The following is a 13,005-nucleotide window of genomic DNA, read 5'->3' on the forward strand; positions in this document are numbered from 1 at the left end:
TTTCTTTAGTAGCCCGGACTCGAGCTCGTACAGCGACTGCAGTTCGGCCAGCGCATCGCTGGCGGCCGCGTCGCACTCCCACTCGTCCCGTTCCTGAATCCGCTCGTCGAGATAGTACCCGGAGAAGAGATTCGAATTCGTGTACGGCCGATCCGACAGCGTCGCCTGACTCATGATATCTGCCACCTCGAATCGTCACAGTAAGAAACTGCTGGTAGCGGGGATCGCTCGATCACTGACTGCACTCGGCGAGTCGGACACTGTTTTGGATACCGTCGGTAGCCGCGGATAGCGAGCGTATCCAGTCTAAACCCGTACGGGATCGATTTCGGACGAAGTCGTTCGAGATCCTCACAAAGACGCCGGATACCGCCGGTCGATCGCTCCCGTAAACAGCCGAGGGGTAATGAGTGGAAATCGGATCTGATATAAGGTTTAAGTAGATCGCGTAAGAAAGCGATTACAATGAAAACGGAGACGAACGGGACGTCGACCAACGGGACGAGCATAACCATCGATATCCCCGTCGAAGACGGACGACTGTTCCGAAGCGAGGTACTCGACGATGTGCTGGCATTTTTAAGTCGAAATCACGACGCCGAGTTCTCGATGACGGAGCTCGCGAACGCGGTCGGTCGGTCGAGGCCGGCAGTGACGAACGCGGTCGATATTCTCTCGAGTAACGATCTCGTCGCCACGGAACGGCGGGGTCGGAAACGTCTGGTACGAATCAACCGGGGGCGGCTCTCAGTACCCGACGACCCGCACTTCCGGATTCCGCAATCGGAGTTCCACGTGCCCGTTCGGACGGCCGTCGAGACACTCGTAGACGAACTCGACGGCGTCGTTGCGATCGTCCTGTACGGGAGTGTGGCTCGAGGAGAGGCGGACCGACGAAGCGATATCGACCTGTGGGTACTGGTCGAGGAGGATCGAATGGCGAACCAGCGGGAAGCGAACCGAATCCGTCAACGACTCGAGGACGAGTCGTTCGAGGAGGGTCGGTACGCCTACGAGATCGATGTCGAAGCGCTCCGAGCAGTGCCGAACTATCTCACGGAACTCCGGAAAATCCTGCGAGAGGGGATCACCCTCTACGAAACACAGGAGTTCGAAACGATTCGAAACATGATCCGCCGAGGAGGGGAGACGGATGAGTAACGCCGATCCGAACGCGATCACGGACGCGCTCGAGGCCGCCGTTGACGCGTTTAACGAAGCGGGACACGGGATCCCGGCGTACGAGGACGCAATCGAGACCGACGACGACTGGACGGCACAACTCACGAAGGCCTGTACGCTGCTCCGTGCCGTCGAGCGGATCGGGGAAGAAGGCTACTACACTGCGACTATCGAACTCTGTTTCGGAGCCATCGAACGGTCGATAGAGGCGTATGCCCTCGCGGAAAGCGGCGACGAACTACGGGACTTCCACGACCATACGTACTGTTACGATCGCGCATCGGAACTCGCACTGCTCTCGCGCTCGACGATGGCTGAACTCGAGGGGCTGTACACCGAGAACCGGACGGACAGCTATTATGGTGGAAGGCGACCCACGAAGGCGCAGGCAGACGCTATGAGAGCACTCGCTCGCGAGATACACGACCACGTCGAAAACCAGATCCGAGAAGGGGACGCGTGCGTCTGCGAGAGTTAGAATCACTTTTCGAAAGTGCAATTCGACCGGAAAACCGATAGATCGGTAGTCAGCCGCTCATACGGTCTGCTGTAACGCTTTACCGGTGCGAGCGCAGGCCGTATCGCGGTCGCACCGGAAACGACTGACAGCAGTCCGTATCAGTCGTCGGCCGTCTCGGCGTCGGCGTCCTCGCCTAACAGTTCCTCGCGGTGTTCGTCGAGCAGCGGCGCGCGACCGCGGGGCTCGGGGTTCGTCTCGCTCATCTTGATCGGGTTGCCCGCGATCTCGACGTCCCTGTCGGCGCCGGGCTGTTCGACCGGCACGAGCATGTCCCGCGCGTAGACGTGCGGATCGTCGAAGATCTCTTCGGTCGTCTGGACCGGCGCGGCGGGAACGCGGCCCTCGAGTTTGCCGACGAGTTCGTCGTTGGTTTGTTCGGCCGCCCAGTCGGCGATTTCCTCGCGGAGTGACTCACGGTTCTCGAGTCGCTCCGGCGTCGTCGGGTACGCCTCGGCGAGGTCCTCGCGGTCCATCACGTCGCAGAGTTCCGCCCAGTGGTTGTTGTTGAACGCGGCGATGACGGCGTAGCCGTCGTCGGTCTTGAAGGCGTTGTAGGGAAAGAGCGTGGGGTGGGAGTTGCCCCGACGAGTGGGGGCTTCGCCCGTGTACGACTGCTGGTAGACGGCGCGCTCGGTGAAGCTGAGCATCGAGTCGTACATGGCGGTGTCGACGTACTGGCCCTCGCCGGTCTGCTCGCGGTGGTTGACCGCCGCCAGAATGCCGATGCAGTTCAGCGTCGCGGTAAAGAGGTCGCCGACGCCGGGCCCGGTCTTCGTCGGCGGGCCGTCGGGCTGGCCGGTGGTCTCCATGACGCCGCCCAGCGCCTGCGCGATGAGATCGAAGGAGGGCTGGCCCTGTCGCTCCGTCTCGCCGGTCCGCGGGTCGCCGAAGCCCCGAATCGAGGAGTAGATGAGATCGGGGTTGTGCTCTTTGAGCGTCTCGTAGCCCAGGTCGTACTTCTCCATCGTACCCGAGCGGTAGTTCTCGACGACGACGTCGGCCTCCTCGATGAGCGAGAGGAAGTCCGCGCGGTCTTCTTCGTCGCCGAGGTTCAGTTCGATGCTCTTCTTGCCGCGGTTGACGCTCTGGAAGTAGCCCCCGTAGGCTTCTTCTTCGGGGTCGTCGACGAACGGCGGGTTCGACCGGATCATGTCGCCGCCGGGTCGTTCGATCTTGACGACGTCCGCGCCCAGGTCCGCGAGCAACATCGTACAGTACGGCCCGGCGAGCACCTGGGTCAGATCAACGACGCGAAGGTTCGAGAGTGCTCCCATATCTGTAGGCCCCTTTCCAAACCAGTACCAAAACCCTTACCATCGATCATGTAGTTGTCTCCCGGTACCACTTCCCATGTCAATTTCCGCCATAGAGACGCTGTTAGGATCCTTAAAGAATATTATCATGGAAGATCATTAGGTTTATAGGCCGATCCATCATGGTTCCGAATACGATGTCCCAAACGGTCGTCCTCGGCGTGATCGGCTCCGATGCTCACGTCGTTGGCATCACAATCTTAGAGCAAGCCTTCAGTGCAGCCGGCTTCGATGTCGTGAACCTCGGCGTCCAGACCTCCCAGGAGGAGTTCGCCGAGGCCGCAGTAGCACACGACGCACAGGCTGTACTGGTCTCGTCGCTCTACGGTCACGCCGAGCAGGACTGCCAGGGATTCCACAGCGTCCTCGAGGACGCGGGCGTCGACGCGGTCAGCTACATCGGCGGCAACCTCGCCGTCGGACAGGACGAGTTCGAGCGGACCCGGAAAACGTTCCGGGAGCTCGGATTCGACCGCGTCTTCGATTCCGAAACCGATCCCGAAGACGCGATCGCCGCGCTCCGCGAAGATCTCCAGATCTCTCCGACGGAGTCGGAACGGGCGACTATCAGTTCGTAGATGTCTAGATGATACGAGACGAACGCATTCCATCCGACGAGCTACGGCGTATCGACGAAGAGATCCGATCTGACTGGCACACGGGCGAAGACGTCGACTTCGAGGACGCCATCGCGTACCACGAGTCGCTGCCCGACCACAAGCGCTTCGCCGACGTCCTCGAGTCGGCCGACAAGCCGCTCTTGCAGCCACGAGCCGGGGTCCCCCGACTCGACGACCAGATCGAACTCCTGCGATACCTCCTCGAGGAGGGGCAGGCGGATCTCCTCCCGACGACTATCGACTCGTACACGCGCGACAACGAGTACGAAAAGGCCCAGCAGGGCCTCGACAAGGCCCTCGAGACGGGCGACGACACCCTCAACGGTTTCCCGGCCGTCAACCACGGGGTCGACGGCTGTCGCGAACTGATCGACGCGGTCGACGCGCCGATCGAGGTGCGCCACGGCACCCCGGACGCCCGGCTGCTCGCGGCGATCACCTTCGCCGGCGGCTTCCAGAGCTTCGAGGGGGGTCCGATCTCCTACAACATCCCGTACACGAAACGTCACGGCCTCGAGGAGACCATCGAGAAGTGGCAGTTCGTCGACCGACTGGCGGGCGCCTACACCGAACGCGGGGTGCGGATCAACCGCGAGCCGTTCGGGCCGCTCACCGGCACTCTCGTCCCGCCGTCGATCGCGATCGCGATCATGCTCGTCGAGGGGAAGCTGGCGGCGACCCAGGGCGTGCGCTCGATCACGCTCGGCTACGGGCAGGTCGGCAACATCGTCCAGGACGTGGCCGCCCTGCACGCGCTCAAGAAACTGGGCAACGAGTATCTGCCCGACGAGGTCGTCGTCACCACCGTCTTCCACGAGTGGATGGGCGGCTTCCCGCCGGACGAGGCCCGCGCGAACGGCGTCATCAGCTTCGGCGGCATGACCGCCGCCATCGCCCAGCCGGACAAGGTCATCACCAAGTCGCCCCAGGAGTTCCAGGGGGTGCCGACCATGGAGGCCAACTCGGCCGGCCTGCGCACGACGCGCCAGGTCATCGACATGGCGATCGAACAGCAGATCGACATCGACGGCATCGAGGAGGAACAGGACCTCATCGAGCGCGAAACGCGCTGTCTGATGGACACCATCTTCGAGCACGGCGACGGCGACGTCGTCCAGGGAACGCTCAAGGCCTTCGACTCCGGTGCGCTCGACGTTCCCTTCGCACCCAGCGACAGCGCGGCGGGTGCGGTCCTGCCCGCGCGAGACGACGACGGTCGCGTCCGCATCTTCGAGTGGGCCGACCTCGAGATGGACGAGGATATCAAGGAGATTCACCGCGCCCGACTGTCCCAACGCGCGGACACCGAAGGGCGCGAGCAGTCGTTCCGGATGGTCGCGGACGACGTCGACGCGATCAGCGACGGCAAACTCATCGGCCGACCGCAGGGTGACATCTCACCATGAACATTACAGGAATATACGCAACGCCCGGCTACTCCGGGTTCTTCTTCGACGACCAGCGCGCGATCAAGCGGGGAGCGGAACACGACGGCTTCACCTACGAGGGCGAGCCGGTCACCGACGGCTTCGACGAGATTCGCCAGGCCGGCGAAACGATCATCGTCGACGTCGAACTCGCCGACGGCACCGTCGTCCGCGGCGACTGCGCCGCAGTCCAGTACTCCGGTGCGGGCGGGCGCGACCCGCTGTTCAAAGCCGAAGAGTACGCCCCCGTCATCGAGGGGCCCGTCGCCGACGAACTCGAGGGCCGCGACGCGACCGAGTTCCTCGACAACGCGGAGTTGCTCGAGGAGATGCAGGTAGACGGCGACCGGCTGCACACGGCGATCCGCTACGGCGTCTCGCAGGCGCTGCTCGCCGCGGCCGCTGAAGCCGAGAAAATCACGCAGACGGATGTCCTGGCCGACGCGCTGGGCACCGAGCCCGCGACGGAGCCGGTGCCGGTCTTCGGCCAGTCCGGCGACGATCGCTACAACAACACGGAAAAGATGTTCGTCAAGGGCGTCCCGGTCTTGCCCCACGCGCTGATCAACAGCGTCGAGAAGATCGGCGAGAACGGAGAGGTCCTCCTCGAGTACGTGGAGTGGCTCGTCGAGCGCTCCCAGGAGCTGGGTCCCGAGGGGTACGAGCCCCGCTTCCACATCGACGTCTACGGCATGGTCGGCGAGATCTTCGGCGCGCCCTACGATCGCGACGAAGTGGTCGACTACTTCGCCGCGCTCGAGGAGGCCGCGGCACCCTACCCGATTCAGATCGAGGGGCCGATGGACGTCGGCGACCGGGCCGACCAAATCGACGCGATGGTCGAGCTCCGCGAGGGGCTCAAAGACGCCGACGTCGGCGTCGACATCGTGGCCGACGAGTGGTGCAACACCTTCGAGGACGTGCAGGCGTTCGTCGATGCGGGCGCGGCCGACCTCGTGCAGGTCAAGACGCCCGACTTGGGCGGGATCCACCGCAGCGGACAGGCGGTCCGCTACTGCGAGGGGACCGAGACCCGGGCCTACCTCGGGGGTACCTGCAACGAAACGGAAACCTCCGCGCGTGCCTGCGCTCACGTCGCGCTCGCGACGAACGCCGCACAGGTGCTCGCGAAGCCCGGCATGGGCTTCGACGAGGGCTATATGATCGTCGAGAACGAGATGCGGCGAACGATCGCCCGCCGAGAACGGGAACAGTTAACGGCAGACACGGAGACGGACGAAGTGACCGCAGATGACTGACTGGACCGATCCGGATACGTTCGCACAGGCGCTCGAGCACGTCGAGACTAAGGAGAAGGGCAACTGCTTCGAGGACTTCGAGGAGGGGGACGTGATCGAACACGACCCCGGCCTCACGCTCACGCAGTTCGGCAACGAGTCCTGGATGAGCCAGACCCTGAACCACGACCCCGCCTACTGGCGGAGCGACGCCGCCGCGGAACGCGGCTTCGACGAACCGCCGGTTCACCCGGACTATCTCACCGCGGCCACCCTCGGCATCACCGTCGAGGACTTGAGCGAGAAGGGGGGCTACTTCCTCGGCCGCACCGACGTCAGGTTCCCCACCGCACCGGTCTATACGGGCACCGAACTTCACGTCGAGAGCGAGGTCGTCAACTGCGCGACCTCGAGTTCCCGACCGGAGTACGGTATCGTTTCCTGGCGCACCCGCGGGAAAGACGCCGAGACCGGTGACGTGCTCTGCTCCTACGAGCGGACGAACATGATCCCGCGGCGCGAACCCGTCGCGACCGACGGGAGCGGGGCCGCGGCTGCCGAAGAAGACGACGAACCCGAACTCCCCGACGAGTTCATCGCCCCCGAGGGCGGCTACTGCGAGGATTTCGCCGAGGCGCTCGAGGAAGCCGACGGCGAGAACGCCGCCGTCGCCTACCGCCACGAGCGCGGTCGCACGCAGGACGACGTCACCGTCGCCTCGCTACCGCTTTCGACGCTCAACACGGCCAAACAACACCACAACGTCGACGTGATGAGCGACTCGCCGTCGGGCAGTATCGTCACCTACGGCGACGTGACTCGATCGACCGCGCTGGGGCACGCCCGCTCCGACGAGGAGACGTGGCGCGAGGTCGGCTTCGATGACGAATCGTTCCACACGTTCGTCGCCGTCGGCGACACCGTCTACGCCTTCACGCGGGTTCTCGAGGCCGACGCGGACGCCTCGAGCGACGAGGCGGGGACAGTGACGTTCGAGCACATCGCGTTCAATCAGGACGACGAACCCGTTTACTCCGGGACGCGAACCGCGGAGATTCGAAAGCGTTCTAACTGACACGATCGACTAGCACAGACGACCGCAGACGATCACCGATTCAGACACATACACGCACATGACTGACGACATCCGACTCTGCCGCACGTTCCAGACCGCACCGGCCGCCGTTCCGAAAGACGACTCGGCGAAGTACCTCGTCTCCGCCCTCGAGGCGGAGGGGTTCCAGGCCCCCGACTGGCTCGTCCCCGACATGGAAGACGGGACGGCACCGGACATGAAAGCCGAGGGCCTCGAGAACACCATCGAGAAGGTTCCCGAGTACGACTTCCCCGGCGAGATCTGGCCCCGCGTCGAGTGGAGCTACGAGGACGAGGAGTACTGTGACAAGGGACGCAACCAGATCGACCGCCTCGTCGGCGAAATCGGCGACGAGATCGACGGCGTCGTCGTCCCCAAGGTCGGCCGCCTCGAGGACGTCGAGCGCGCCGCCGAGGTCGTCGCCGAAGCCGAGGCCGAACACGGCTACGACGACGGCTCCATCGGCCTCTCGATCATCATCGAGACCGGCCGCGCCCGCTCCGACCTGCGCGAGATCTCCAAGTTCGGCGAGGACTCCCGGCTCACCGCGCTCGTCTTCGGCCCCGTCGACTACGCCGCCGAACTCGGCGGCCGCGACCTCGGCGACGGCATGCCGCGCTGGGACGGCCTGCTCGAGGCCCTCTCGAACGAGTCCAGCGCCGGGGGCCTGCTCTCGATCGGCGGCCCCTTCGACGACCTGTTCAAAGAGCGCGCCGGCCTGACCTACTACAACGCGGACGCCTACGCGGATCAGGTCGAACACGAGGCCCAGTTGGGTCTCGACGGCTCCTGGTCGCTGTACCCCAAGCAGACGATTCAGGCCAACACCGTCCACATGCCGACGCCCGAGGAACTCGAGCGCGACGTCCACAAGATCGAGCGCTTCAACGAGGCCAAACGCGAGGGTACAGGCGCGGTCACCATCGACGGCCAGATGGTCGACGAGGCCACCTTCAAGAACTTCCGCAACACGGTCCAGCAGGTCCGTGCGATCGACGGCATCCGGCCCGCACAGACCGAAGAGTACTACGACGCTGAACTGCTCGACCGAGCGCGCGACCTCGAGCTCTCCTACCGCTGAGCGGTCGCCGCTCACGCGCGATTCCGAATTTCTGATTTTGCGATTGTTGCCGATCCCGAGCGGTTGCCGCGGGGAACCAGTCGGACTATCTCCCGTCGTAACCGATCAACCGTATGGAATTTCCAGAATCGGAGCCGTTCCGGTACGACGGCAAAGTCGACCCCGGCGAAAAACGTCACCTCCGATACGAGGTCGGTGAAACGTATCTCGGCGACCCCGTAGAGATCCCGGTGACGATCACCAACGGCGAACGCGGCGGCCCGACGGTCTTCCTGACGGCTGCGGTTCACGGTGACGAACTCAACGGCGTGAAAGTCATCCAGGAGGTCGCGGCCAAGTACGACCCCGCGGACGTTCACGGCACGCTCGTCTGTCTGCACGTCACGAACGTCCCCGCGTACCACGCCCAGCAGCGATACATTCCGATCTACGATCAGGACCTCAATCGATCGTTTCCGGGGAAAGAACGGTCCAACACCGCCGAGCGGATGGCACAGCAGATATATAAAACGTTCATCAGCGCGTGTGACTACGGAATCGACTTCCACACCTCGACGCGCAACCGGACGACGATGTATCACGTCCGCGCCGATCTCGAGGACCCCGCCGTCGACCGGTTGGCCCGCGCGTTCGGCGCGAACACCGTCCTCTACGGTGAGGGCGAGGAGGGATCGCTTCGGTCGACGGCGACCGCGGACGGCATCCCGACGATCACCGTCGAGATGGGGCGAGCCCAGCGGTTCCAGCCGGCCATGATCGAGAACGCCATCGCCGGAACCGAGAACGTCCTCGCCGAGTACGACCTCCTGCCAGAGGCCGAACCGGCCGCGCCAGGCTGGCACACGGAGACCGCAGCCGACAGCACCAAACAGTGGCTCCGGGCCGATACCGGCGGCCTCGTCGAGATGCAGTGGGGCCCCTATCCGCTGGTCCACGAGGGCGAGACCATCTGTACGATATCGGATCACTTCAAGACCCAAGAGCGCGCCGTCACAGCGCCGTTTACCGGTCTGATCGTCGGCAGCCTCGAGAACCCCGTCGCCCTCCCGGGCCACCCGCTGGTTCACCTCGTCGAGACCGACACGGAGACGAAAGCGGAGATCGAAGCCGAGATCGAGACGGGCGAGTTCGACGGCTATCGCGTCCCGAATCAGGACTTCTCGAGCGACGACTGATCGGTGATACCTCCCCTCTGTGCCCCGCTGAGACGGACTCGGTCGCGCGGACGGCTCGAGGAACTCGAGATCGACGCAGTGACTGCCGGCATCGCTCGCCGGACGGTACTCGAGGAAGGCGAGTTCCTTCGGCGAGCGCGCGGGACGCCTCTCGCCCGTCTCACCGACGTATCGATCGCCACGCGCGGTATCCGCTTATTGGTGGCAATTCACCGATATTTATTTACTATGTTCGTAAGTACTATCAATAGCAATATATTCCGTACAAGCCACACCTATGGCGTACGTGCCGCTACAGGCGGTCGAGTTCGCGCATAGCCCGTTGATCACGTTCATCGTCGGTCTCGTCGCAGTCGTCGCGTTGCTGGTGTGGCTCGACCTCCCGGCGTTCATCGGATTGATTATGGCGGCGTTCACCGTCGGCGTCGTCAACACGGTCTTCGTCGCCGACTTCAGCGCGGCCGATGCCGGCTCTCGGGTCGCGACCGCGTTCGGAGAGAACATGGCCGGGATCGGGATCCCGATCCTGATGGCCGCAGTCATCGGCAAGTCGATGCTCGAGAGCGGAGCGGCCCAGCGGATCATCCGGGGCTTCCAGAACGTCCTCGGCGAATCCAACTCGGACATCTCCCTGCTCGGGAGTAGTTCCTTCCTGGCCGTGCCCGTCTTCTTCGACAGCGTCTTCTACCTCATGGCGCCCCTCGCCCGCTCGATGCGTGCCCGCGTGGGCCGGGATTACACCCTGTTCATCGTCGTCGTGGGAGCCGGTGCGGCGACGACGCACGTCTTCGTCCCCCCGACGCCGGGACCGCTGGCCGTCGCAGCGGAGCTGGGGACGGACCTCGGAGCGACGATCGCCATCGGAATCGTGACCGCGATCCCGGCGGCGATCCTCGCCGGCCTCGTCTACGGCCGGTGGATCAACGCCAGGCTCGACATTCCGCTTCGCGACACGATGTCGACGACGACCGAGGAGCTCGAGGACGTCGCCGCCAAGCCGACCAGCGCCTTGCCGGGCATGCTCGAGGCCTCGGCGCCGGTCGTGCTGGCGGTCGTCCTCATCGCGTCGCTGACCTTCGTCGACGGGTTCGGGGAGATCGTCCCGTCGCTCGAAGCCATTCGACCGGTCGCCGCGTTCCTCGGGAACAAGAACGTCGCGCTCACGATTGCGGCCCTCGCCGCGGCGTACTCCTTCATGCGACACAACGACCTCTCCCGTGACGAGTGGGCCGACGAACTCACGGAAGCGCTGAAAAGCGGCGGGAACATCGCGGCCATCACCGCGGCCGGCGGTGCGTTCGGGGCCCTCCTCGCGGCCTCGGGAATCGGTAGCTATCTCGCAGGTGGGCTCCAGGACATCGGTATCGGCCTGCTGGTCACCGCGTGGCTCATCGCCGCGATCGTCCGCATCGCACAGGGCTCGGCGACGGCCGCGATGCTGACGGCCGCCGGGATCATGGCGCCCCTCACCGGCCAGCTCGAGGTCCACACCGCCTACCTCGTGATGGTGATCGGCGCCGGTGCGAACATCTTCTCGTGGTACAACGACTCCGGCTTCTGGCTGGTGAAGGAAATCGGCGGGCTCACGCAGGGCGAGACGCTCCAGACGTGGACCGTCCTCACGACGATCATCTCCGTCTCAGGGCTGCTCACGAGCCTGCTACTCTCGACGATCTTCCCGTTCGCATAACTCCGGAACGGATTCGGGGATTTCGCATCGGCGAACTGGAACGCGCCGGCCAGGGGCCGGTAAGAGCTCGAGAGAGACGGTATTCACCCTTTTCCCTGTCCCAGTACGTTCACCGAGACCACAGTGCGTCCGCCCGTCGCTCACGGAGGCAGATATTTATGGTATGGTAACATGGAACGATGTGTATCGCTATGAAATCGTGCCACAGCTGTCAGGCGGTCATCGACGAGTACCTCTTAGATAAACAACTCGAACCGCTGCGCGACCTCACAGTTGACGACTTCAACGTCTGTGCGGACTGTGCGACCATCGTTGCGGACGCGTGCGTAAAATGCGGCAGCGCGGTGTACGTCCCTCGAAGCGAATCCGTTACCCCCGATTACTGCCCAGCGTGTCGTGCCGACCTGATAGACCGCACCGGCCACGATCCCGGCTGGAATTGCGACCTGCCGTCTGCCTGAAGGAACCCGTCCTCTCAACGGCTATTTTTCCGGCACAGCCGTCCAACATGTAGGTCGGGGTACCGGGAAAGTTCACCGATCAGCGTCTGGATGTCCCCAGCGAAGTTTGCGACGATACCTTCGGGACTCCCTCATTCGAATCACTCCGTTTCGTTTGCCGCTCGAGGGTCCCCCAACTACGTTCGTCGTATTCGCACGCAGAAAACGGTGGGAATGGGATTTGAACCACGGTCGTTCCGCTCGCGTCGCTCGCTTCACTCCCTGATTCAAATCCCATCGGCCTCGCTGTCGCTCACGGAATTGTTCGCGACAGAACGGTGGGGATGGGATTTGAACCCATGAGGCTTGGAGGCCACCTGCTCTCAAGGCAGGCGCGTTAGGCCGCTCTGCCACCCCACCTCGCTCTCCGTTTTGCCACACGTTCCAAAAGGGTTGTCGGTCTATTCGCGCTCGAGGCCGCCGTCCTCCCCGACACGAATCCCCAGTTCGTCCACGAGCGCCGCCGTCGCCTCGGCACCCGGGCGCTCGGCAGCGGACCGGGCCTCGAGCCCGGCGACGGTCGCTCGGAGCCCGGCAGCCGTCGCCACGCTGGGAAGCATCGGTGCGAAGCCGACGCTGAGCCCGTCGTCGGCCGCGCGTCGGGCCAGCGTCGACAGTTCGGGCGTCGCGTACGCGTCGGCGAAGTCGATCGGCTCCGAAAAGCCCGCGAAGTACGTCTGACCCGCATCGGACGGTCCGAGTACCACATCGTGACGGCGCAACGACATCGCCGCCCCGTCGATCTCCGTTCGATTGACTAGCGGGACCGTCGGCTCGAGCACCCCCACGCTCTGAACCGCTTCGCGCTCGAGGAGGTGCGTAACGGTGTTGCCGACGCGAGCCGATCGGCTCGAGCCGACCTGGCGCTCGAACCGAACCGCCGCGTCCTCCCCGAGCGCGTCGAGGGCGAGCGCTCGGACCTCTGCTTCGGGGTCGCCGCCGGCGTGCACCTCGGGCAGGGTCCCCTCGTCGCGGTAGTTGAGCAGGAGGTCGCCGCCGCTCGAGGTGACGCTCCAGCAGACGTCGGCGACGGCGGCCTCGTAGAGCGAGACCGCCTCGGCGTCGGAGAGCGGCGACTCCTCGGCGAGCGACGAGAGGACGAGTCCCTCCCGCGGCGGATCGACCGGGACGACGACTATCATGTGACTTACTGCGGGCGCGCG

12 protein-coding genes, 1 tRNA gene and 1 pseudogene are annotated in these 13,005 nt (G+C 64.4%); 10 read left to right on the forward strand and 4 right to left on the reverse strand.

The window, feature by feature from the left end; all coding sequences use genetic code 11:
* Positions 1 to 6: 6 nt before the first annotated feature.
* Positions 7 to 174, reverse strand: a pseudogene (locus AC0QDI_RS04815) (restriction endonuclease); the annotation flags it as partial.
* A gap of 291 nt (positions 175 to 465) precedes the next feature.
* On the opposite strand from AC0QDI_RS04815, the gene AC0QDI_RS04820 reads away from it, so the two are divergent.
* Positions 466 to 1,161: a nucleotidyltransferase domain-containing protein gene (locus AC0QDI_RS04820; RefSeq protein ID WP_474665783.1), complete on the forward strand. Its 696-nt coding sequence runs from the start codon at positions 466 to 468 to the stop codon at positions 1,159 to 1,161.
* On the forward strand, positions 1,154 to 1,660 hold the full coding sequence (locus AC0QDI_RS04825) for a DUF8154 family protein (protein WP_474665785.1): 507 nt from the start codon (positions 1,154 to 1,156) through the stop codon (positions 1,658 to 1,660). The genes AC0QDI_RS04820 and AC0QDI_RS04825 overlap by 8 nt, the downstream gene beginning before the upstream one ends.
* Positions 1,661 to 1,800: 140 nt before the next feature.
* Here the strand turns inward: AC0QDI_RS04825 and mct are convergent, their stop codons facing one another.
* The gene (gene mct, locus AC0QDI_RS04830; protein ID WP_474665787.1) at positions 1,801 to 2,976 is read right to left on the reverse strand and encodes a succinyl-CoA:mesaconate CoA-transferase; all 1,176 of its coding nucleotides are present in this window, start codon (positions 2,974 to 2,976) and stop codon (positions 1,801 to 1,803) included.
* Between the two features lie 161 nt (positions 2,977 to 3,137).
* Here mct and glmS point away from each other — a divergent pair, with 161 nt between their 5' ends.
* The 8 genes from glmS (at position 3,138) to AC0QDI_RS04870 (ending at position 11,803) form a co-directional block, all read left to right on the forward strand.
* Positions 3,138 to 3,593 carry a methylaspartate mutase subunit S gene (gene glmS, locus AC0QDI_RS04835; protein WP_474665789.1) on the forward strand — a complete coding sequence of 152 codons (456 nt, stop codon included), beginning with the start codon at positions 3,138 to 3,140 and terminating at the stop codon, positions 3,591 to 3,593.
* Positions 3,594 to 3,601: 8 nt separating this feature from the next.
* Positions 3,602 to 5,041: a methylaspartate mutase subunit E gene (locus AC0QDI_RS04840; protein WP_474665791.1), complete on the forward strand. Its 1,440-nt coding sequence runs from the start codon at positions 3,602 to 3,604 to the stop codon at positions 5,039 to 5,041.
* Positions 5,038 to 6,321 (forward strand): methylaspartate ammonia-lyase, encoded by a 1,284-nt coding sequence (locus tag AC0QDI_RS04845; RefSeq protein WP_474665793.1) that lies wholly within the window; start codon positions 5,038 to 5,040, stop codon positions 6,319 to 6,321. The genes AC0QDI_RS04840 and AC0QDI_RS04845 overlap by 4 nt, the downstream gene beginning before the upstream one ends.
* Positions 6,314 to 7,375: a 2-methylfumaryl-CoA hydratase gene (mch, locus tag AC0QDI_RS04850; protein ID WP_474665795.1), complete on the forward strand. Its 1,062-nt coding sequence runs from the start codon at positions 6,314 to 6,316 to the stop codon at positions 7,373 to 7,375. The genes AC0QDI_RS04845 and mch overlap by 8 nt, the downstream gene beginning before the upstream one ends.
* Before the next feature lie 58 nt (positions 7,376 to 7,433).
* Positions 7,434 to 8,477, forward strand: coding sequence for an L-malyl-CoA/beta-methylmalyl-CoA lyase (citE, locus tag AC0QDI_RS04855; protein WP_474665797.1), 1,044 nt, complete (start codon positions 7,434 to 7,436; stop codon positions 8,475 to 8,477).
* A gap of 113 nt (positions 8,478 to 8,590) precedes the next feature.
* Positions 8,591 to 9,652 carry a succinylglutamate desuccinylase/aspartoacylase family protein gene (locus AC0QDI_RS04860; protein ID WP_474665799.1) on the forward strand — a complete coding sequence of 354 codons (1,062 nt, stop codon included), beginning with the start codon at positions 8,591 to 8,593 and terminating at the stop codon, positions 9,650 to 9,652.
* 277 nt (positions 9,653 to 9,929) lie between these two features.
* Positions 9,930 to 11,342 (forward strand): GntP family permease, encoded by a 1,413-nt coding sequence (locus AC0QDI_RS04865; RefSeq protein WP_474665801.1) that lies wholly within the window; start codon positions 9,930 to 9,932, stop codon positions 11,340 to 11,342.
* Between the two features lie 191 nt (positions 11,343 to 11,533).
* On the forward strand, positions 11,534 to 11,803 hold the full coding sequence (locus tag AC0QDI_RS04870) for a DUF7571 family protein (protein ID WP_474665803.1): 270 nt from the start codon (positions 11,534 to 11,536) through the stop codon (positions 11,801 to 11,803).
* 315 nt (positions 11,804 to 12,118) lie between these two features.
* Here the strand turns inward: AC0QDI_RS04870 and AC0QDI_RS04875 are convergent.
* Together AC0QDI_RS04875 and AC0QDI_RS04880 are read right to left on the reverse strand one after the other, a co-directional pair.
* A tRNA-Ser gene (locus tag AC0QDI_RS04875) sits at positions 12,119 to 12,202 on the reverse strand.
* Between the two features lie 41 nt (positions 12,203 to 12,243).
* The gene (locus AC0QDI_RS04880; RefSeq protein ID WP_474665805.1) at positions 12,244 to 12,984 is read right to left on the reverse strand and encodes a hypothetical protein; all 741 of its coding nucleotides are present in this window, start codon (positions 12,982 to 12,984) and stop codon (positions 12,244 to 12,246) included.
* Between the last annotated feature and the right edge of the window lie 21 nt (positions 12,985 to 13,005).

Source organism: Natrinema sp. LJW11 (assembly GCF_056135975.1).

Bases quoted from the DNA above. Each gene is read 5' to 3' on its own strand.
- AC0QDI_RS04840 (WP_474665791.1), top strand. From the start codon at position 3,602: ATGATACGAGACGAACGCATTCCATCCGACGAGCTACGGCGTATCGAC.
- AC0QDI_RS04880 (WP_474665805.1), bottom strand. From the start codon at position 12,984: ATGATAGTCGTCGTCCCGGTCGATCCGCCGCGGGAGGGACTCGTCCTC.
- glmS (WP_474665789.1), top strand. From the start codon at position 3,138: ATGGTTCCGAATACGATGTCCCAAACGGTCGTCCTCGGCGTGATCGGC.
- AC0QDI_RS04870 (WP_474665803.1), top strand. From the start codon at position 11,534: ATGAAATCGTGCCACAGCTGTCAGGCGGTCATCGACGAGTACCTCTTA.
- AC0QDI_RS04860 (WP_474665799.1), top strand. From the start codon at position 8,591: ATGGAATTTCCAGAATCGGAGCCGTTCCGGTACGACGGCAAAGTCGAC.
- AC0QDI_RS04820 (WP_474665783.1), top strand. From the start codon at position 466: ATGAAAACGGAGACGAACGGGACGTCGACCAACGGGACGAGCATAACC.
- AC0QDI_RS04865 (WP_474665801.1), top strand. From the start codon at position 9,930: ATGGCGTACGTGCCGCTACAGGCGGTCGAGTTCGCGCATAGCCCGTTG.
- AC0QDI_RS04825 (WP_474665785.1), top strand. From the start codon at position 1,154: ATGAGTAACGCCGATCCGAACGCGATCACGGACGCGCTCGAGGCCGCC.
- AC0QDI_RS04845 (WP_474665793.1), top strand. From the start codon at position 5,038: ATGAACATTACAGGAATATACGCAACGCCCGGCTACTCCGGGTTCTTC.
- mct (WP_474665787.1), bottom strand. From the start codon at position 2,976: ATGGGAGCACTCTCGAACCTTCGCGTCGTTGATCTGACCCAGGTGCTC.
- citE (WP_474665797.1), top strand. From the start codon at position 7,434: ATGACTGACGACATCCGACTCTGCCGCACGTTCCAGACCGCACCGGCC.
- mch (WP_474665795.1), top strand. From the start codon at position 6,314: ATGACTGACTGGACCGATCCGGATACGTTCGCACAGGCGCTCGAGCAC.